Annotated in this window: 18 protein-coding genes and 1 riboswitch; of the genes, 8 read left to right on the forward strand and 10 right to left on the reverse strand. The window is 37.3% G+C overall.

Annotated elements, in window-relative coordinates:
- Window positions 1-70 precede the first annotated feature (70 nt).
- Window positions 71-1,252: an FAD-dependent monooxygenase gene (locus O1A01_RS08055; RefSeq protein WP_443081809.1), complete on the forward strand. Its 1,182-nt coding sequence runs from the start codon at window positions 71-73 to the stop codon at window positions 1,250-1,252.
- Window positions 1,253-1,456: 204 nt separating this feature from the next.
- Here the strand turns inward: O1A01_RS08055 and tenA are convergent, their stop codons facing one another.
- The gene (tenA, locus tag O1A01_RS08060; protein WP_270065986.1) at window positions 1,457-2,149 is read right to left on the reverse strand and encodes a thiaminase II; all 693 of its coding nucleotides are present in this window, start codon (window positions 2,147-2,149) and stop codon (window positions 1,457-1,459) included.
- Window positions 2,150-2,293: 144 nt separating this feature from the next.
- Window positions 2,294-2,397: riboswitch (TPP riboswitch) on the reverse strand.
- Between the two features lie 203 nt (window positions 2,398-2,600).
- On the opposite strand from tenA, the gene O1A01_RS08065 reads away from it, so the two are divergent.
- From O1A01_RS08065 to O1A01_RS08085, 5 genes are all read left to right on the forward strand, one after another.
- The gene (locus O1A01_RS08065) at window positions 2,601-3,887 is read left to right on the forward strand and encodes a phytoene desaturase family protein (RefSeq protein ID WP_270065987.1); all 1,287 of its coding nucleotides are present in this window, start codon (window positions 2,601-2,603) and stop codon (window positions 3,885-3,887) included.
- A complete protein-coding gene (locus O1A01_RS08070; protein WP_270065988.1) occupies window positions 3,856-4,743 on the forward strand; it encodes an RNA polymerase sigma-70 factor in 888 nt (295 codons plus the stop codon). The genes O1A01_RS08065 and O1A01_RS08070 overlap by 32 nt, the downstream gene beginning before the upstream one ends.
- Window positions 4,740-5,120, forward strand: a complete 381-nt coding sequence (locus O1A01_RS08075; RefSeq protein WP_270065989.1) for a hypothetical protein — start codon at window positions 4,740-4,742, stop codon at window positions 5,118-5,120. The genes O1A01_RS08070 and O1A01_RS08075 overlap by 4 nt, the downstream gene beginning before the upstream one ends.
- 244 nt (window positions 5,121-5,364) lie before the next feature.
- Window positions 5,365-6,894, forward strand: coding sequence for a malate:quinone oxidoreductase (locus O1A01_RS08080; RefSeq protein WP_066421350.1), 1,530 nt, complete (start codon window positions 5,365-5,367; stop codon window positions 6,892-6,894).
- Window positions 6,895-7,025: 131 nt separating this feature from the next.
- Entirely contained in the window at window positions 7,026-7,244 is a 219-nt protein-coding gene (locus tag O1A01_RS08085; protein ID WP_270065990.1) for a hypothetical protein, read from the forward strand.
- 78 nt (window positions 7,245-7,322) lie between these two features.
- Here the strand turns inward: O1A01_RS08085 and O1A01_RS08090 are convergent, their stop codons facing one another.
- The gene (locus O1A01_RS08090) at window positions 7,323-8,246 is read right to left on the reverse strand and encodes a DsbA family protein (RefSeq protein WP_270065991.1); all 924 of its coding nucleotides are present in this window, start codon (window positions 8,244-8,246) and stop codon (window positions 7,323-7,325) included.
- 135 nt (window positions 8,247-8,381) lie between these two features.
- Here O1A01_RS08090 and O1A01_RS08095 point away from each other — a divergent pair, with 135 nt between their 5' ends.
- A complete protein-coding gene (locus O1A01_RS08095) occupies window positions 8,382-8,951 on the forward strand; it encodes a TetR/AcrR family transcriptional regulator (protein WP_066421343.1) in 570 nt (189 codons plus the stop codon).
- A gap of 39 nt (window positions 8,952-8,990) precedes the next feature.
- On the opposite strand, the gene O1A01_RS08100 is transcribed toward O1A01_RS08095, so the two are convergent.
- Window positions 8,991-10,556, reverse strand: coding sequence for a glycoside hydrolase family 10-like protein (locus O1A01_RS08100; protein WP_270065992.1), 1,566 nt, complete (start codon window positions 10,554-10,556; stop codon window positions 8,991-8,993).
- Between the two features lie 377 nt (window positions 10,557-10,933).
- Here O1A01_RS08100 and O1A01_RS08105 point away from each other — a divergent pair, with 377 nt between their 5' ends.
- Window positions 10,934-11,362, forward strand: coding sequence for a cell wall hydrolase (locus O1A01_RS08105; RefSeq protein WP_066421337.1), 429 nt, complete (start codon window positions 10,934-10,936; stop codon window positions 11,360-11,362).
- A gap of 66 nt (window positions 11,363-11,428) precedes the next feature.
- Here the strand turns inward: O1A01_RS08105 and O1A01_RS08110 are convergent, their stop codons facing one another.
- From O1A01_RS08110 to O1A01_RS08135, 7 genes are all read right to left on the reverse strand, one after another.
- Window positions 11,429-12,472: a C45 family autoproteolytic acyltransferase/hydrolase gene (locus tag O1A01_RS08110; protein ID WP_270065993.1), complete on the reverse strand. Its 1,044-nt coding sequence runs from the start codon at window positions 12,470-12,472 to the stop codon at window positions 11,429-11,431.
- The gene (locus O1A01_RS08115; RefSeq protein ID WP_270065994.1) at window positions 12,469-14,091 is read right to left on the reverse strand and encodes an amidohydrolase; all 1,623 of its coding nucleotides are present in this window, start codon (window positions 14,089-14,091) and stop codon (window positions 12,469-12,471) included. Before O1A01_RS08115 ends, O1A01_RS08110 begins: the two co-directional genes overlap by 4 nt.
- A 420-nt stretch (window positions 14,092-14,511) precedes the next feature.
- The gene (locus O1A01_RS08120; RefSeq protein ID WP_270066387.1) at window positions 14,512-16,023 is read right to left on the reverse strand and encodes a sodium:solute symporter family protein; all 1,512 of its coding nucleotides are present in this window, start codon (window positions 16,021-16,023) and stop codon (window positions 14,512-14,514) included.
- The gene (locus tag O1A01_RS08125; protein ID WP_066418720.1) at window positions 16,023-16,241 is read right to left on the reverse strand and encodes a hypothetical protein; all 219 of its coding nucleotides are present in this window, start codon (window positions 16,239-16,241) and stop codon (window positions 16,023-16,025) included. Before O1A01_RS08125 ends, O1A01_RS08120 begins: the two co-directional genes overlap by 1 nt.
- A 31-nt stretch (window positions 16,242-16,272) precedes the next feature.
- Window positions 16,273-16,809, reverse strand: coding sequence for a M20/M25/M40 family metallo-hydrolase (locus tag O1A01_RS25425; RefSeq protein ID WP_443081801.1), 537 nt, complete (start codon window positions 16,807-16,809; stop codon window positions 16,273-16,275).
- Window positions 16,810-16,853: 44 nt separating this feature from the next.
- Window positions 16,854-17,498, reverse strand: a complete 645-nt coding sequence (locus tag O1A01_RS25430) for a hydantoinase/carbamoylase family amidase (protein ID WP_443081802.1) — start codon at window positions 17,496-17,498, stop codon at window positions 16,854-16,856.
- Between the two features lie 130 nt (window positions 17,499-17,628).
- Entirely contained in the window at window positions 17,629-19,257 is a 1,629-nt protein-coding gene (locus O1A01_RS08135) for a PucR family transcriptional regulator (protein WP_270065995.1), read from the reverse strand.
- Between the last annotated feature and the right edge of the window lie 78 nt (window positions 19,258-19,335).

Consider the following 19,335-nt stretch of genomic DNA (forward strand, 5'->3'; position numbering starts at 1 on the left):
GCAAATAGAACATTTCGCACCTTTTTAACTTAAAGGAAACTTAGTGAAGTTATGGGAAAGAAGCAAAGAGGTGGTCAGTTTGGAGAAATCACATAATGTAAAGTCTGCGACTGTAATTGGTGCTGGTATAGGTGGCCTTTGTACGGCTATTGCTTTACAACAGAAAGGATGGAACGTTTCTGTTTACGATAAAGCTACAGAACTCAAGGATGTTGGTGCAGGGATTGTATTGTCTGCGAATGCCTTAAAAGTGTTGGGAAAATTAGGACTAGCACTTGAGATCAGAAAAAAGGGTGCCCCGGTTAAAAAGGCCGAAATTAGAACATGGGACGGAAAACCATTAGTGAATGTACCTGTTCATGAACAGGCACAGAGATATGGGAGCTATAGTTATTTAATATACCGTCCCGTCTTACAAAAAGTATTACATTCTGCATTAAATGAAAATACTGTGAATCTTAATAAAAGATTAGTACATATAGAACAGCGTGATTCAAAAGTAAGTGTAGTCTTTGAAGATGGCGATGTAGTTAAAGATAATTTAGTTATTGGTGCTGATGGGATACACTCCGAAGTTAGAAAAAGGGTAATTGGTCCAAGCCCTTTACGTTATTCTGGTTTTACAGCTATTAGAGGAATTTCTGTCTATGAGGATGCACGTTTCCCTATGGAACTAGGTGGAGGTTTCGAAGCATGGGGCCATGGAAAAAGGTTCGGGTTCTCCCATTTAGGAAAAGGAAGAATCTTTTGGTTTGCAGCTATAAATAGTGAAAGTGGCACTATTATTAATTCCCCTCATCCAAAGAAAATCGCTTTAGATCATTTTAGCGGCTGGTGGGAGCCAGTTACTAACGTGATCGAAGCAACAGAAGAATCGAATATAATTGTTCATGAAATTTTTGATAGAAAACCGATGAACACGTGGAGTAACGGAAAGATTACACTGCTCGGTGATGCTGCCCATCCCATGCTACCAAATTTAGGACAAGGTGGGGCGCAAGCGATGGAAGATGCATTAGTGCTCTCTCGCTGTCTTGACGATTACCCGAATGAAGTTGAGAAAGCATTAAAACAGTATGAAGAAATAAGATACGGCCGAACTGCTAAAGTCGTAAAAGGTTCTAGAGCAATGGGAAGAATGATGCAACTCGAAAATCCAATTGCAATTTTTATTAGAAATCAACTGTTACGGAACAGTCCAGAATCTCTTAAAATGAAACGGTTAGAATGGCTTCTAGGACACGAAGTATAGGAGCTAGTAATTTGTGATAGAAGTAATAAAGTATGCCCATAATATGAAACCGTCAGAGCATCATCTTCATATAAAGAAGAAGCTGAGTTAATGAGATATAAAGATATGGGTTAGGTATATAGTTAGATAAGCTTCTTAAATCAATTTTTAAAAAGCGTTGTGGATATTAATCCAAAACGCTTTTTTAATATCTACAAAGATGATCTATATAACTTGAATAGATTTAATTGGGACAGGCCATGTTTCTTGTGTATATGCCATTGTCCAAAATTGATGCTCTAACTGTGTGCTCGTAATAAAGTGCTCACGCATGCGTTTTTTTTCGTATTCACTAGCTTTGGCCGCACAAGCATCTATTTTATCCATAAATGTTTGAGTGATGGTACTAACTTCCTTGTCACCATAAAATGCAATCCATTCGTAGAAAGGATGAGCTGGTGTCGGTTTTACTTCCATCATCAGCTTTTTACCAATTTCCCAATACGTCCAGGGACAAGGGGCGAGTGCAGCAAGTGTTTCGCCAAGTGTACCGTTTGTAGCAGCCTCCATCATATGGCGTGTGTAATGATGTGCGGTTGGAGCAAGTGGAGCTTTTTGTAAATCCTCGTACCGAACACCTGCAACCTTACAAAAGTTATTGTGCGGATGTATTTCTGCATTTAAGACAAACCCTATTTGCTCCTGGAAAAACGTCATATCTTCTCTGTCTGTACATTTAGAAACCGCAAGACCATAAATACGGCAAAATGTCGTTAAGTATTCATAATCTTGTTGTACGTAATGAATGAGTGCTTCTTTCGGTACATTTCCTTCTCCAATTCCTTTTACAAAAGGATGTTCAAAAATTGCTTCAAAGATTGGGTCTGCTTCCTGTCTTAACTGTTTTGAAAATGTCATGTAGTATTCCTCCTCCAAATTAATTTAAGAAGAACACCCACATTCACCCATGGAAGACAATGCGAAAGGGGGTACGCATGAGCTCTTTTTACAACATAAAAAAGCTCCTCTTCCATGGAAAAGAGAAGCATGAGCATACGAAACGTACTCGATGCACCACTTTCCTCCGCTGGTATAAACCAGATCAGGTTCAAAGGGTCCGACGCGTAAAGCGACGTCTCAGCCTATTGGCTCCCCTAGTGGATATCCTATTCCATATACTACATGAATTTAGACATTATTCAATATACAATTGGAAAAATAGTTAATTTTTACTAAAATGTATCGTGATGCTATGTTTTTAATTGTTACTATAGAAATAAGTAGTAAACAAAAAAAGAAAATTAATCTCTAATCTGTCACAAAATAAATCAGTTAATCGTCTTGTTTGTAAAATAGGAGGATGATGACAATGAAGAATACAGAAAGAAATTGTGTTGTAATTGGTGGAGGGATTGCTGGACTTACTGCTTCTATTTATTTAGCACGTGCAGGATTATCCGTTACATTAATCGAAAAAGCTAAAACGATAGGTGGTCGGGCAAAAACAGAAGTGATGGATGGTAGTTATGTCAATTTCGGACCACATGCCTTATATTCAAAAGGAAAAAGTTTAGAAATATTAGCGGAATTAAGCATCTCTCCAAAAGGAAATAGCCCTGCCATCGGGGGAAAGGTGTTTTACAATGATTCACCGTATAACCTTCCCGCCAACCCTTTCTCTGTATTAACTAGTGATTTATTTAATTGGAGAGGGAAAATGGAATTACTCCGCTTTTTTATACTTTTACAAACAAAAAAATTAAAGAGCAACCGAGAGATCTCCGTTGACCAATGGCTTCATGAAAATATAAAGGATGAACGTGTTCAGAAATTTATTCTCATGCTTATACGTTTATCTTCTTACTGTAACGACCCTGATAGGCTTCGTGCCGAAGTTGCATTTAAGCAGCTGCAATTAGGAAAAGCCATTTATGTTCATAACGGTTGGCAGTCAATTATAGAGGAGTTAAAAGAGAAAGCGGAAAAATTAGGTGTCATTATTCAAGCGGGAGCCTCCGTTCAACAAATAAAAGGGAAATTTCCACAGTTTGAAGTGAAATTAAGTAACAATAAATCAATCTTCACACCATATATTTTATCAACAGCAAGCCCAAATGAGTTGAGGAAATTCCTTCAGGGCTATGAAATAGATGCAATCAATGAACTTATACCAGTCCGGGCAGCATGTCTGGATATAGTGCTAAACAATATACCGAATCCTACAGTATCATTCGCCTTGAGCATGGACCATCCACTCTATTTTTCTAATCATTCCAACGTCGCAACATTAAGTGACAATCAAAGCCACTCCGTCATACACGTAATGAAATATTTGAGCATTAATGAACCTAGAACGGATTTAAAACCGGAGCTCGAACAGTTTCTTAGTCGAGTTCAACCAGGCTGGGAAAAACATGTTATATCAAAACGTTACCTACCGAACATAACAGTAACTAATAGTATGATGAAAAAACAAAAAAATGAAATGGAGCAGATTCCAGGATTATTTATTGCCGGAGATTGGGTTGGCGCAGAGGGAATGTTAGTTGACAGTTCTTTTTTTAGTGCAAAGCAAGCGGCCATGAGCATTATTGAATTAAATGAAAAAAGGGAGTGTAGCGACGATGGAAATGGAGGAAGCATATACGCAGTATAAACCGCTACTTTTATCCATATCTTATCAGATGGCAGGAAGTATGACGGAAGCGGAAGATATCGTTCATGATATTTTTATAGATTTTCATAAGATTGATAAGAACAATATTAAAGATTATAAATCGTATTTGTGTAAAATGGCCACTAATCGAACGATTGACCATCTAAAATCCGCGAGTAAAAGAAGAGAACATTATATCGGACCGTGGCTCCCTGAACCGTTAAATACAGATCAAGATCCGCTGCATTCTATCGAACAACATGACCAACTCTCCTACGCGCTCCTAACACTACTAGAAAAACTTAACCCGGTTGAACGTGCAGTATTTGTATTAAGAGAGGTATTTTCTTTTTCCTATGATGAGATGGAGAGTTTCATAGGAAAAGAGGCGGCAAACTGTCGGAAAATATTGAGTAGAGCGAAGAAAAAGCTGCATTTCCATGAATCTAAAAAAAAGAATAATGTAGGTAGGGATGAAGAAGAAAAACTAATTAATCAATTCGTTTCTGCCGTAACGACTGGAAATACAGACGAACTATTTCAACTACTGAAAGAGGACGCAATTTTATACAGCGATGGTGGCGGCAAAGTTACCGCAGCAATATTTCCGATTGTTTCAAGTAAACGAATCGCTCGATTTATATTTGGCTTATTACAAAAATACAGTGATGATACGTCGTTATCCATACAAATGACACTAATCAATGGCCAGCCAGGACTTTTTATCAGTAGTGACCGAGAACCGAGCAGTGCCGTCTGTTTTGAGATTACAGATCAACAGGTAACGCAAATATTTGTAATTCGCAATCCAGAAAAATTAACGTATATGTTGGAAACTGGGAGGGGAAAAAAATGAACCTATTTATTCGTATCATAGAAATATTGTTAGGCACTATTTTTCTCGGAGCAGGACTTAACGGATATGTGGTTTTATTCGGATATGAGGCGTTTGCTCCTACAAGTCCAGCCGCCATGGAGTTTTTAGGAGAGGGATACTTTTTAGCGCTTGAAAAGGGTGTAGAAATAGTTGCAGGGATTTTACTTATAGTTCGTAAATATGTTCCATTAGCATTAACTGCATTAGCAAGCATAATCATTAATATAGTCGCATTTCATATTTTTGTAGATTCTGATTTGTTATTACTTGCTTTATTCATCACATTATTGGAAGGGATATTAGTATGGTACTATCGTGATAATTTTAAAGGGCTTTTGGAAAGTAGGCTAAAATAACAATTACAAACTAACAAATTAATGCTTTAAACCATTTTTTTCTGAATTAAACAAACAGGTGACTTTCTATCTGTGTATCTTATATAATAGTAAATAAATATTTTAATTTTTTAATAATTAATGATACACTAATAATAGAATAATATTGATAAACGGAAAAGAAATGGTCGTACGTTAGTCTTTAAGAGTTAATGTAAGCGCGACCAAATCTTTCTACAAAACTTAGGGGATAAGGGCGATAAATATGAGCAACAAACAAACGAAAACAGACGTTATTTTAATTGGTGCTGGTATTATGAGTGCAACGTTGGGGACACTGCTAAAAGAATTAGTGCCAGACTGGAACATCTCAGTGTTTGAAAGACTGGAAAGTGCAGGAGAGGAAAGCTCTAACGAATGGAATAATGCCGGAACAGGGCATGCAGCATTGTGTGAACTTAACTATACTACTGAAAAACCTGACGGCTCAATTGATATTAGCAAGGCAATAAAAATTAATGAACAGTTTCAAGTTTCGATGCAGTTTTGGTCCTATCTTGTAAACAGAAAACTTATCAATAAACCAGAAGAATTTATTAAACAATTACCTCATATGAGCTTAGTGCATGGGGTACAAAATGTACACTTTTTGAAAAAACGCTTTAAGGCGCTTTCAAACAATCCGTTGTTCCACGGGATGGAATATACGGAAGATCCAGAAAAGCTAATGGATTGGATTCCGCTTATTATGGAAGATCGCAATGTAAACGAGCCAATTGCAGCAACAAAAATTGACTCTGGAACAGATGTTAACTTTGGGGATTTAACTCGCAAATTGTTTACCCATTTAGAAAGCAAAAATGTCAATATCAACTTTAACCATAATGTAGATGGTATGAAACGTACGAACGATGGATCGTGGGAATTAAAAGTTCGTAACATAGCAACAGGTAGAGTAGAGCGTCATACAGCTAAATTCGTCTTTATTGGTGGCGGTGGCGGAAGTCTACATTTACTACAAAAATCAGGCATTCCTGAAGGTAGAGGTATCGGCGGATTCCCTGTAAGCGGCATTTTTATGGTTTGTAATAATCCAGAAATCGTTGAACAGCACCATGCGAAAGTATACGGGAAAGCAAAAGTTGGTGCTCCACCAATGTCTGTACCCCATTTAGATACTAGATTTATAGATAATAAGAAATCATTACTATTTGGCCCGTTTGCTGGTTTCTCACCGAAATTTTTAAAAACAGGATCCATGTTTGATTTAGTAACTTCTGTAAAACCGTACAATGTACTAACGATGCTAGCAGCTGGCGCAAAAGAAATGGCGCTTACGAAATATTTAATTCAGCAAGTCATGCTCTCAAAAGAACAACGGATGGAAGAGTTACGTGAGTTCATCCCGAACGCTAAAGCAGAAGACTGGGATCTAATTGTAGCAGGACAACGTGTGCAAGTGATTAAAGATACAGACGCTGGAAAAGGAACACTTCAGTTTGGTACAGAAGTAATTACTGCAGCGGATGGATCCATCGCAGCATTGCTAGGCGCTTCGCCAGGTGCTTCGACAGCAGTATCTGTTATGTTAGAATTAATGGAAAAATGTTTCCCTCAACATATCGATGAATGGAAGCCAAAAATAAAAGAAATGGTACCTTCATATGGGGTTTCACTATTGAAGAAGCCAGATCTAATTAAAGAGATACACCAAACAACAGCAGAAACATTAGGTTTTATTGAAAAAAAACAAGGTAGTCCCAAAATTAAAACGCGTATTTTGCAGGAAGCATAATTTGCCTTAATGGCGAATTATGCTTCTTTACTTTTCAACGCTAGTATAAACCGGTAGGAAAAAGCGATTCAGTTAGCACAAAAGGTAGCTCGGTTGGCACAAAAGGTAGCTCGGTTGGCACAAAAGGTAGCTTGGTTGGCACAAAAGGTAGCTCGGTTGGCACAAAAGGTAGCTCGGTTGGCACAAAAGGTAGCTCGGTTGGCACAAAAAGTAGCTCGGTTGGCACAAAAGGTAGCTCGGTTGGCACAAAAGGTAGCTCGGTTGGCCCAAAAGTAGCTCCGACTGGCTCCAAAGAGGCTCAAATGGCTGAAGAAATTATCGCGAAAAATGGAATTAGCGAGAAACCGTAGCACAACATTCACCCTAAAAAAGAAGTGGGGAAAAACATCTAGTTTTTCCCCACCCAAATGCACTACCTATCCCGATATTTAGAGGAAACGGTAATATTTCTCTCCAAGTAACTCCTTTTCTTCAAAACTACCGACAGCTAACTGGGCCTTAATGAAAGCTTGTAAATCAGACTGTTCTACATCATACATTACTTCTATTTCTTTAGCGCATAACAGCTTTTCTTTTTCCAGTAAGCTAGACAGAGACGGTTGTTCGTTTCGTTTCGGTTCTTCCTTTAAAACTTGTTCTAACCCAGAAACATAATATTCTAAAGCACGACTTCCGACCATTTTAACACCTTTATCTTCCTCATTGACCATAATAATGGTTGGGAAACCTCTCACCCCTAATTTTGCTGTAAGGGCAAAATCTTCGTTCAATAATTGCTGTCCAATAGGACCTCCTGCTTCCTTAACAATTTCTTCACCATCAAGACCTAAGTTATTTACATTTTCAATCATCACAGATACTTCCGCAATATTTGCATTGAACGCAAATAGCTCTTCTCGCGCACGGCGTAAATATTCGTTTGCTTTTTCATCGCCATGCTTTTTTTGAATGACTTTGTAGACACGAGATGGGGGGAATGAAGACTGAACAGGGTTTGTAATCATCAATGACCCGTCAATCGGCATACGTGAATATTCACCAACTTCTCTCCAATGACCTGCAACATCAGCTGGCCCAGAAATGCCATTAGCAGGATCTACTGGCCCATCGCCCCATTTTTCTAATAATCCACCCATAACAGTATGGAAATTAAAGTAATGCCCGTACTCTTCTTTTAAACGACGAAGGGTAGGTTCAAGCGCCCAACAATGCGAGCAAATAGGGTCAGTTACATAATATAAATTTATCTTTTTCTCCGGTTTGTTTAAATCAATTACTTCCATATCGTTATCGTCCACGACACCACATACACCTGTTTCTACATCACATATCAAATTATTATTGTTCGCCATAACTGATTCTCCTTTTCTTTTAAGCTATAATTGAATAATAGTATAGTTTGGAAATTTTCCATACCAATAAGTTGAAGGATTTGTTGTTTATCCAACACACGCAAGGAATTGTTGAAAAAAGGAGGGGGTATTTTCATGAAAGAATCAAAAACAGATCCTCGAGTTATCCGTACACGGAAATTAATTATGGACTCTTTTATTGAGCTTTCGGGTAAAAAAGAATTTAAAGACATAACGGTGAAAGATATTACAACAGAAGCAATGATAAATCGGGCAACGTTTTATTATCATTTCGAAGATATATATGACTTACTAGAAAAGGCGTTATCTGAAGTGCTTTTAATAAATTTAGACAGTAAGCTGTATGAAAAAAGTGAATTAATCGAAGAGACGTTCGTGAACATTTTTGAAGCAATAACAAATTTCCAAATCTCCTTATCTAACCGCTGCCATAGAGGGTATGAGGATACGATTGCTCGCATCATAAGAGAACAATTGGAAGTGCTTTTTTATAAAATGTTAGTAAAAGAAAATAAGGAAGAAAGAAAAGAGTTAAAAATAACCGCAATCATGCTTAGTTGGGGTATGTATGGAGCTTCTGTAGAGTGGAGAAGAACTGATAAAACCGTAGGAGCAGATGAGTTTATAAAAGAAGCGATTCCTTTTATTACGAATGGAGTTCAATTTCTTAATAGAAAAACGTAGCAGTCTAACCCGAATAGGGTGCTGCTACGTTTATTTTATTTATTGGTTTAACACTCTTACTGCCCTTGCATGTTTACTTTCTACCCCAGTGTTAGACAGGGAAGTTACACCGTACGTATAAGATTTTCCATCTTCAATTGTTGTGTCAGTAAATGTTGTAACGCCATCCTTTGTATAAATAACGTCTACTATATTCGCAGGGTTGTTGTAGTCTCCTTCTTTATTTCCTTCAAATCGATAAATAACATAGCGTCTAGCGTCGGAATGTTTCTTATCGTCAATTGTAAGTGTTATCTGTCCATCTTCTTTATGTGCATGAACAGTATTTGGTTTTTGCGGTAGTGAATCGTTGTTCCAAGGTGTTGCAGGAGTAATTGCTTTCGTTGTGTAAATTTCATTTTCTAAAATATTTGCGTAGCCAATGTTATTTTTAATAATTTGTCTTAGTGAAAAATGCATTTGGCCTAATGCTGTTCCATTTGCTCTGTTGTCTAAAATTTGCCCTGCTAATTCATAAGGGTTATACCAGTTTTGGTCAAAATTATCTGCTACTTTATAATCTGCAGTACCGATATATAGGTTAACTGGGGTGTTGTAAGCGTATGTGTTCACCTCATTGCTCCACCAGTCTAATAGAATGGTATAGTCTGCGGCAGCAAATCCACGGCTCCAGTAGATTTGTGGTGTTATATAGTCAATAGAACCGTCCTTAATCCACTGTCTCGTATCTGCGTAAAGGTCGTCATAGTTTGTTTGACCAGCCGTTGTTCTACTTCCTGTCGGATCGTTTGCAATATTACGCCATACGCCAAATGGTGAAATACCAAATTGTACCCATTCTTTTTTGTTTTTGATCGCATTATTTAAATCGGCAACTAATCGGTTAACGTTATCTCTTCTCCAATCGTCAATATGATCGAATCCTTCACCGTATAGCTCATATTGCTCCTCATCTGGGAACTCTTGGCCTGCAATACGATATGGATAGAAGTAGTCATCCATATGTACTGCTTCGATATCGTAGTTTTCTACTAATTCCTCGACTACGCTAATGAGGTAATCTCTTACTTCTGGAATACCTGGATTTAAATAGTACTGACGCCCGTGATATACAACCCACTCTGGATTCTTTTTCGCTACATTTTTGTCCGCTAAGCTTTCTAATGTTTCTCCTGGCATTGTAATACGATAAGGGTTTACCCAAGCGTGCACTTCGATGCCACGATTATGTGCCTCTTCAATCATAATCGCCAACGGATCATATCCAGGGTCCGTATCTTGCGATTTTCCAGTAATGTACTTAGACCACGGATCGATATTGGAAGGATAAAACGTATCTGATGTTGGTTTCACTTGATAAATAATAGCATTAAAGTTTTTTCCTTTTAAAAAATCTAACGTTTCTACAACCCAAGCTGTATAAGCTGTTTCATTCATACCAGATCGAATGTCAATATTTTGTACAGTTGCGATCCACGCTGCACGCATTTCGTGTTTCGGATTCATTTGCTCTGCCGCCTTTGCTTGACTGTTGAACATAGGAACGATCAAGCTGAACAATAAGATCGTAATCCATATGTACTTCAGTCCTTTTTTCATTTTCATCGATAAACTCCCCACCTTCTTTAATTTGTAAACGGTTACATTATTAGAAATAATATTTCAATTTAAATATAAAAATATGAAATATCATTTCTATCATTATTATAAAGGCAATTGCTGATTATCGGTATAGTTCAAAATGCGCAAAAATTGTAATGTTCTGAATATTTAATTAGGAAAACATACCTATCTTTGTTGCTTTATGTTGTTTTCTGTATTGTGTTATTTCTATATCTTGATAAGAATAGGCTTAGCTGTCGGAAAATATAATGAAGGGAAGCTTAAATCAATTGGGGTGTTAGTGTCTTCCATGACTGACAGTGGGAGTCTTACGGACGATGAACCGCTGCAATTATTATTAGACTTGGTGGTGATTAATAGTGGCGGTCGTAAAAGCTACGAGTGCAGATAAAGCTCTTTTAGCACGGTTACTACGGGCGGAAGCAGAAGGGGAAGGAGTTAATGGTATGTTACTCGTTGGAGCGGTAGGAATTAATAGAATTCGTGCAAACTGCTCCGATTTTATAGGGTTACGAACGATTCCTGAAATGATTTATCAACAACATGCTTTTGAAGCGGTACAACATGGATATTTTTATCAACGTGCACGAGAAAGCGAAATACGCTTGGCGGAACGCGCTGTAAAAGGAGAAAGGCCTTGGCCAGCAAAATATAGTTTATGGTATTTTAGACCTCCAGGTGATTGTCCTCCAACTTGGTACAATCAACCACTAGTAGGGCGTTACAAGCTCCATTGCTTCTATGAACCGACAGGGGCTGAATGTGAAAATGTTTATAATACGTTTTAACGTTTGCCCAATATTTTAAAATAAAAAGTCTGTGCCCAGCTTAAGTTACTGGAGCACAGACTTCTTTTATTTTACTAAAACTTCACAAGGCTTTCCTTTGATCCATGTTAATTCATTATTTGTTAAGTTCATTACGATACTAAATACCGTTTCCATTCTTTTGTTGTAAGGTACATTATCATCGTTACATTCATGGCGGCATATAGAATACGGATGATTATGATGATTAGATAGTAAGGAAAATAAGGCTGCCTCATTAGTTATTTTCGTATTTTTTAATAAGCTGTCCATCTTACTTAATCGTTCGAGAGAATCAGGAAGAATATCTTCATTTACTTTTCTTTTTAATGATTCGTCACATATATGATTTGTATGAGTTAAGATCCCGCTATTAGTTGTGCGACTGACCGTATGGTGTGGTGAAACCTCTACACTAGCTAGTTGAGTCGATTTTGACCCAATTAAAAAGTGGGCACAGGATGCGAGTTGGTTTTCCTCCACCTTAGAAAGTGCTTCTTCAAAGGTAGTAGACTGTAATACTGCTCTTAATCCTAAATGTATTGGTACTTTCGGTTCCCACGTATCGGTAACAAGCGCATTTAAGCAAACACCAATTCCCTCTGAATTACTGCCAATCTTACCGATAATACCAGCTTCTGTCACCATATTAATTGTTGGGTAGTCTTTTTGTTCTATAGAAAGGTGGACTAAAGATTTGGCTTGAGCACTTTTCCAATCCCAGTTTTGAGCAAGCCATGTGTCAGAAGTTTTTGGCTCTGTTAATGCAAAAGAAGTACACCCATCTAGCATTACTAACGCGATCTCACTTCTAGCATTAAGTGCTAGTATATCTTCGAATGAAACATCTGCACCGTCCGCAACACCTTGCATTTCTTCTATAAACTTATCATTATATTTTTCAATGGCATTTACATGTAACAAAGCACGATTTGTTGCGTCTTTCCATGTAAGAGCAGCGTTCTCAAAGAACATTTTTTCATACGTGGCTAGACTAACATGTATTTTTTCCTTTGCCAGTTTGCCATGATCAAATCCTATGTTATACGCAGTGCCAGATAACCGAATGGCGGTTTCGCTTTTGTTTATCATTTGTAAGCAACCTCATTTTTTTTACTATAGACGAATTCACCATCTATCATCGTCCATTCAATGGCTGAGTCCAATAATTCATCGGTTTCACAATTTAATAAGGAGCGATCAAAAAGAATCAAATCTGCTAGTTTACCAGGTTCAATACTACCCTTAATATTTTCTTCGAATGAAGCATATGCACCATTAATCGTATACATCCGAATAGCATCTAACAGCGATACTCTTTGCGTTCCACCAATTATTTCACCTGATGGAGACTTTCTAGTTATCGCGGAATGAATTCCTTGAATAGGAGTAAAATCAGTAACAGGACAATCAGATGAAATGGCTGCCGGAACACCTTCTTTAAGATAATCATTTAACGGAAACATCTGATACGCGCGTTCGCCATAATTTTTCACATAGCCATCGCCATATTCATGGAGAAAAGCTGGATTAGGTGTAGGAACTACATTTTGTTCTTTCATTCTCTTCACTAAATCTGGTGTTGCAATTCCAGCATGTTCAATTCTATGCCTTGTATTTTTACGTGGGTAAAGCTCATTAGCCTTTTCGATAGTGTTAAGTAACATATCAATAGCAGCATCGCCTTGAGCATGTGCAGTAAATTGCCAACCGTTTTTATGAGCAGGAATAAATAAATCATCGACTTCCTCTTGCGTATAGTAATGAATTCCATAGTTATTCGGATCACTTGTATACGGTTCTCTAGTCCAAACAGTGGGACCACTGCTACTGCCATCAAGGAATAATTTGACTGGACCAAGACGATATTTTTCGTTACCTAGACCGGTAGATATACCAGACTCATTTATATGTTTTACAATTTCGTGTGCATCACTTAGCGACCCAACCATTGCATAAACTCTTTGTTTAATCGTTCCGCTTAAGGTAGATTGTTGTAATAATCGCAAATTATTTAATCCGTAGCCAGTTGCATCATGAATGGATGTAATCCCTTTTTCTGCAAAATGGTTCGAAGCGATTTCATGTGCTTTTTCTATTTCTTCGTCAGAAAAGGCAGCGATGCTAAACATGTTCATATGTGCATTTTCAAGTAAAAGTCCTGTCAATTCACCATTTGCAAGTTTGTCAATTTTTCCACCTTCCGGATTTGGGGTATGTTTATCAATACCAGCTAAACGGAGAGCATAACTATTTACAGCGGATATATGTCCACAAGCACGAATGACCATAATTGGGTGGTCAGAAGAAACGTTATCTAGCTCTTCAAGAGTAGGGAATCTTTTGTCTGCAATCGTTGTGTCATTAAACCCCCAAGCTCTAACCCATTTCCCTTTTTCTGTATGTAACGCACTATTTTTTAACTCGGTCAGTAAGTCGTCTATCGTTTGAACGGATTCACTTTTACAAGATACGGATAGTTGGTTCGTACCATACATAGTAATATGAATATGTGAATCTATGAAACCGGGCATTAATGTTTTTCCTTCTAAATCTATTAATTCTGTTTGGTCATCTTTTAATGCTAGCACTTCTTCATTTGTACCAGTAGCGATAATTTTATTGTCTTTAACGAAAACAGCTTGCTTTATAGCGTTATTGTTGTCCACTGTAATTACTTCACCGTTAAAAAATAAATAGTTGTTATTCATTTAGTCATACCTCCTAGTAATTTTATAATAGAAAGGGAAGGAGGGGACATAACTATATGTATCAAAAGTAAAAACGAACAAAATAGTAGAGTGGAAAAACCCGCTCCGGAAATATACTTCGCTTTCCGCGGGCGTGTCTAGTTACGGCGGCTTGGCCCTCGAGACATAAGCCAGTCACTTCCGTTGGGCAAAGAACGCCCAACTGCAGCGTCTGTCTTATGCTTGTCGGGCCAGAGCGAGCCACCTTCACTTTTCGTACTGGTGAGCCTCCTCGTGCTAAAGCACTGCGGGGTCTCACCTATGCCTTTCCTCCCGCTGGAGTCTCCGTATATTTCCTCCGCTAATACTGCGATAGTTCGTTTTTTTATGATAATTTCTGTTATGTCTTAGCCTCTTAATATAGTAATTGTTACTAGTGATTTAATTTAGCTTCGTTTGAATAGAAGGGTCGGTTGGTATGTTATTGTCGTATAGTTCATCCACCATGTCTGGGAAGAATTTTTCGACTGTGTTTCTTGTTACTGGTTGAGTCATTAACGATACAACGATGAAAATAGTGAAGTTAGCTAATAGTCCCCAAATACCTGCATGAACCCCTAGTGGGTGAGCGATAACGAAGGAGAATAATACTGTAATGACGAATCCAGCAAATATCCCCCAGAAAGCACCATGTTTAGTCGCTCTTGGCCAGAAGAACATACCAACGATAGACGGAAATGCTTGGGCAATAAAACCGTAACCGATTAACAAAATGTAGACTAAACTAGCTGGTTGCATTATAGAAATTGGCGCAATGATAAAAAACATGATAGGGAATATAAGTCTTCTCGTCCATATTCCAGCCTTGTCATCACTCCACTTAAATGCTGGTTGTAAAATGTCCTTACTATAACTTAATGCTGTTGCGTGAACACATGGCTCACTAGATGACATAGAGGCAGCTAACGTTCCTGCTCCAAGTAAACCTGCCACGATAATAGGCATATTTTCTAATGCATACGTAATGGCAACTTGATCCGGATTTGCGATATTCGGATAAGTAAAAATACCGATAAAACCAACTACAATCATTGGTATTAATACAATATAATAAGTCGGAAGTAAAGTAGCTGCTCTTCGAATGGAGCTTCTAGATTTTGCTCCCATCCATTGAATCCAGTGAGTTTGCCAAATCGAAAATACAGAAACTAAAATAGAAGTAGTCCAGAAAGTGACACTCATATCACCTAACCCACCTGGTAGCGTTAAAAATTGTGGAATATCTTCCTTCACTCGTTCAAAGATAGGACGGAAAGAATAACCCCCTGTAAATTGATTTGTAGCCCAAAGGCCGATAAAAAAGGAAACAAATAACATTAGTCCACCTTGGAAAGCATTTGTAATACTAATAGCTCGTAATCCGCTTCGGTACAAATAAATAGAAATGACTCCTAAAGAAAGGAAAACACCAACCCATGTAGGGATTTTTCCGTAACTCATAACATTTAAAATATAGGCAGAACCAATAGTTTGAATGACGGCATAAGCAAGAATTCCGATAGAAGTAACAAACGAAGCTAATGCACCGAGAGATTTACTTTCATATCGATCGGAAATAGCTGCTGATTGTGTTACATGTTTGAACTTTTTACCCAACTCCCAAACTTTTGGGCCAAAATACCAAGCGATTATTCCCATATACGTTAAATACACGACAACGTAAAGAGCGGGTATACCTTTTGAATAGGCCCAACCTGGAGAACCCATGAACGTATAAGCACTTACTCCACCAGCTCCAATTAGTAAGTACATAATAATTGGTCCTAGGCTTCGGCTCCCAACACCCCATTCCTCGACGCTGTTCATATTACGGCCTTTACCGGAAGAATACCCTAATATAACGGCTATCACCATGTATGATAATGTAATTGCTAGAGGGATAAACATTTCCATCAATCTGCACCTCCAATTTTATCGATAAACACCATCATTAACGTGGTGAAAAAGATAATAAAAATAGACCATGCCATTATAATGGGCATTCCAAGGACAAGCGTTTCAGTATTTAGGAAAGGAACAACGGGCCATCCACCTAGGGCGATTGTAAATAAAATTAAAGCAAAACAAGCCCAGCCTTTTCCTGTTTTAGGCATTTTAAACGTAGCTTTCATACACATTTCCTCCTTTGTTGAAACTTGGATTTTACAGTATTTTAAGAACTGCTTTATAGAGAAGGTTGGTCCCTGTTGTAATATCGTCTATGGAAGCGTATTCATTTGGATGGTGACTTAAACCGTCCTTACATCGTACAAAAATCATCCCGAAAGGACTTATCTCTGCCATCATTAATGCATCGTGGAATGGGCCGCTCATCAATTCATAAGGTACCTGATCCATTTGTTGCAGCTCATCTTTTAAAATATCTTTTATCCAATCAGCACAATATTTAGGCTCACTATTTGTATCTACTGAAATGGAATAATCAAGCTGATATTCTTCTACCGTTTCAGCAATTATTTCGTAAAGCTTTTGTTCAAATAAATCCCGACGTTCTGGTAATATATCCCGTAAATCAACTGTAAACGTAACACGATCAGAAATACTATTTCGAGAGTTCGGGAAATTCTCTATGTAGCCGACCGTACCTACAGTAGGAATAGTTTGATCCTGTTTTAATAATTCATCAAATAAATAGATAACTCTTGCAGCTCCAACTAATGCATCTTTTCTTAAATTCATCGGTACACTTCCTGCATGCCCAGAGTGACCTCTAAATTCTACCGTTAACCAAAGGGTCCAGAAATTCCTTGAACGATTCCAACTGGCAACTCCTTGCTTTCTAATAAAGGTCCTTGTTCAATATGCATTTCAAGAAAAGCAAACACATTATCACTCGTATAACGAACTGGGAATGCTTCATTTGTTGTAATTCCAATGTTTTCTAATGCTTGTTTTCTAGAGATGCCGTCACTATCTTTTCGTAAAAGATCTTCTACAGTTAGATTACCTGTTAATCCTCTTACACCGAATAAACCTTTGTTAAATCTAGCTCCTTCTTCATCTGAAAACGCTACTACTTCGATGGATCTTTCAAAAGTTAAGTTAGATTCATTCAGTATTTGAACTACTTCGATCGCACCGATGACACCAATCGTTCCATCAAACCTACCACCCCGTGGTTGTGAATCAATGTGAGATCCTAAAACTAATCGTGGTAGAGAAGGGGAAGTACCTTCATACACACCGATAACATTTCCGTAACAATCTATTTCTGTTTTCATCCCCGCCTCGACCATCCAAGAGGCTACAAGGTCCATTGCTCTTTTGTCTTCTATTGAATGAGCAAGGCGAGAAACTCCCGTTTCACCAACTTTCCCAATGTTGGCGAGTTTCGTGATTCTATCTTCTAGACGTTTTGAATTGATCAATGAAATCCCCTCTTTTTATTTATTTTCTTAATATACAGAAATGTTTAATAATAAATATAATTGAAAAATACCTTTTTACTCACCTACCAAACTGTCAAATAGGAGGGGAAACAATTTTACACTTTGTACATTATGAAGACTTACTTAATTGAAAGTAGTAAGCTTTTATTGCGACCTCAATAGCAGATCGATTCGTTGGTTGTAAAAGATCCTTACCTAGTAATTGGTGAATTTTATCTAATCTATGATAAAGAGTTTGGCGTACAATAAATAATTGTTCTGCGGCTTCTTTCTTAGAACCGAGACAATCTAAATACGTCGAAAGAGTAAGAAGTAACTCACTCCCATTTTCTTTATCGTATTGAATTAATGGTCCAATGTATTGTTCAACAAATGCATCTAATTCTTTCCTATTTTCTAGCTGAAAGAAAAGATGATGAATACCGATGTCTTCATAAAAAGGTGAGGTGATGATGTTAGTCTCCTGGAGCTTTATACTTTTCTTTGCATCAGAATACGAGTCTTTTAGTTTAGAAACATCGGTAATTAAACTACTAATCCCAAATTGTGCGTTATGTAATTTATTGGAGATGCTAGAAAAGATTTTTTTTGTTACTTGTAATAGTTTGTTTTTGTTGTCAGTTACAGACTCTTTTATTTGAGAAAAACAAATAATAACAATTTGATTTTTTCTTACCGAAATTATTGGTAAAAAATTGTGTTGAGAATAAAGGGTCCGGATCGAAAGGGATAATTGTAATTTCAGTTCCTCCCATTCATTGTCCGAGGAAATCGTCGTTTCGAAGTCTGTTTGAATAACGATTGTCCGGAATTGATACTCATGTTTAAACTGATTTGGTAAAGAGAGAAGCGTCATTAATTCTTCAATTGGATAATTTTTACCTTGGATGCAACTTTGGACGACTTCATCTTCTTGATTTAGTTTTCTTTCCTCGATTGTTCGATTTCGTAATAAAATTTGTGCGATGGCAGATGCGCAACGATCTAAAACGGAAACGATAAATTCATTATCATCATCACAATTTACTTCCACGCATATATGGCCCCATACTTGCCCTAACCCGATAGAAGGATAAATTAATATTTCCTCTTTTTCAATTGTTAATATCTCGGATTTTTTCATCTGATGTAATTTATGATAGTTGGAACGTACCATCACTTCGAATGATTTAGACTCAGGTGGATAATGGAAGGATTGTTCCTCCTTTGTAATAAACATCACCTTTTTTTGTAAGTAGTTTGATAACTTTTGCAATATTTTCAACGTACCATTATGAGTTAAAGATAAGTCAGTGAACTCTTTTGCAATCTCATTTAATTGGCTTAACATTTGGTAGTGTTGATTAATGATTAATGTATGTAAATCTAATGTAATATCAACAAATTTAACGACCTTTTCAAAAACGATAATTGGGAAGTTATGTTTATCTGCTAGCTTTTTTATCTCTGGGGAAAGGCTATGAAAATATGCGCCTTTTTCAATACAAAGACAACTTACATTCTTTTTTATGAGTTGTTCATACGTTTTTTTGTTTGGGGAATCTAGTTGAAGTCCAACACCAGTAGTGAGGATTAATTCGCTACCATTTAATAAGGATTCAAAGTCTTTCGATTCAAGTATATGGGCCCATTTTATTTGTTTATCTAAACCTCCTTCACCAGCAAGTAGCTTCGCAAAACGAAATGTATCTCTGTTTAACACATCTCGAACGGTAAGTATATAATCTTTTTTCAACATGCATCCCTCCTGTTTGTAAAAGGAAAATGGAAATCATTTTACAAAGTGTAAAATGAAAAAAGTTAAAATAGTCTGTAA

The sequence above is a fragment of the Sutcliffiella sp. NC1 genome (assembly GCF_027594365.1).
In the GTDB taxonomy this organism is placed as follows: Bacteria; Bacillota; Bacilli; order Bacillales; family Bacillaceae_I; genus Sutcliffiella; species Sutcliffiella cohnii.

Coding starts and splice junctions, on each gene's coding strand:
- tenA (WP_270065986.1), bottom strand. CDS start 2,149: ATGACATTTTCAAAACAGTTAAGACAGGAAGCAGACCCAATCTTTGAA.
- O1A01_RS08065 (WP_270065987.1), top strand. CDS start 2,601: ATGAAGAATACAGAAAGAAATTGTGTTGTAATTGGTGGAGGGATTGCT.
- O1A01_RS08070 (WP_270065988.1), top strand. CDS start 3,856: ATGGAAATGGAGGAAGCATATACGCAGTATAAACCGCTACTTTTATCC.
- O1A01_RS08075 (WP_270065989.1), top strand. CDS start 4,740: ATGAACCTATTTATTCGTATCATAGAAATATTGTTAGGCACTATTTTT.
- O1A01_RS08080 (WP_066421350.1), top strand. CDS start 5,365: ATGAGCAACAAACAAACGAAAACAGACGTTATTTTAATTGGTGCTGGT.
- O1A01_RS08090 (WP_270065991.1), bottom strand. CDS start 8,246: ATGGCGAACAATAATAATTTGATATGTGATGTAGAAACAGGTGTATGT.
- O1A01_RS08095 (WP_066421343.1), top strand. CDS start 8,382: ATGAAAGAATCAAAAACAGATCCTCGAGTTATCCGTACACGGAAATTA.
- O1A01_RS08100 (WP_270065992.1), bottom strand. CDS start 10,556: ATGAAAATGAAAAAAGGACTGAAGTACATATGGATTACGATCTTATTG.
- O1A01_RS08110 (WP_270065993.1), bottom strand. CDS start 12,472: ATGATAAACAAAAGCGAAACCGCCATTCGGTTATCTGGCACTGCGTAT.
- O1A01_RS08115 (WP_270065994.1), bottom strand. CDS start 14,091: ATGAATAACAACTATTTATTTTTTAACGGTGAAGTAATTACAGTGGAC.
- O1A01_RS08120 (WP_270066387.1), bottom strand. CDS start 16,023: ATGGAAATGTTTATCCCTCTAGCAATTACATTATCATACATGGTGATA.
- O1A01_RS08125 (WP_066418720.1), bottom strand. CDS start 16,241: ATGAAAGCTACGTTTAAAATGCCTAAAACAGGAAAAGGCTGGGCTTGT.
- O1A01_RS25425 (WP_443081801.1), bottom strand. CDS start 16,809: ATGAATTTAAGAAAAGATGCATTAGTTGGAGCTGCAAGAGTTATCTAT.
- O1A01_RS08135 (WP_270065995.1), bottom strand. CDS start 19,257: ATGTTGAAAAAAGATTATATACTTACCGTTCGAGATGTGTTAAACAGA.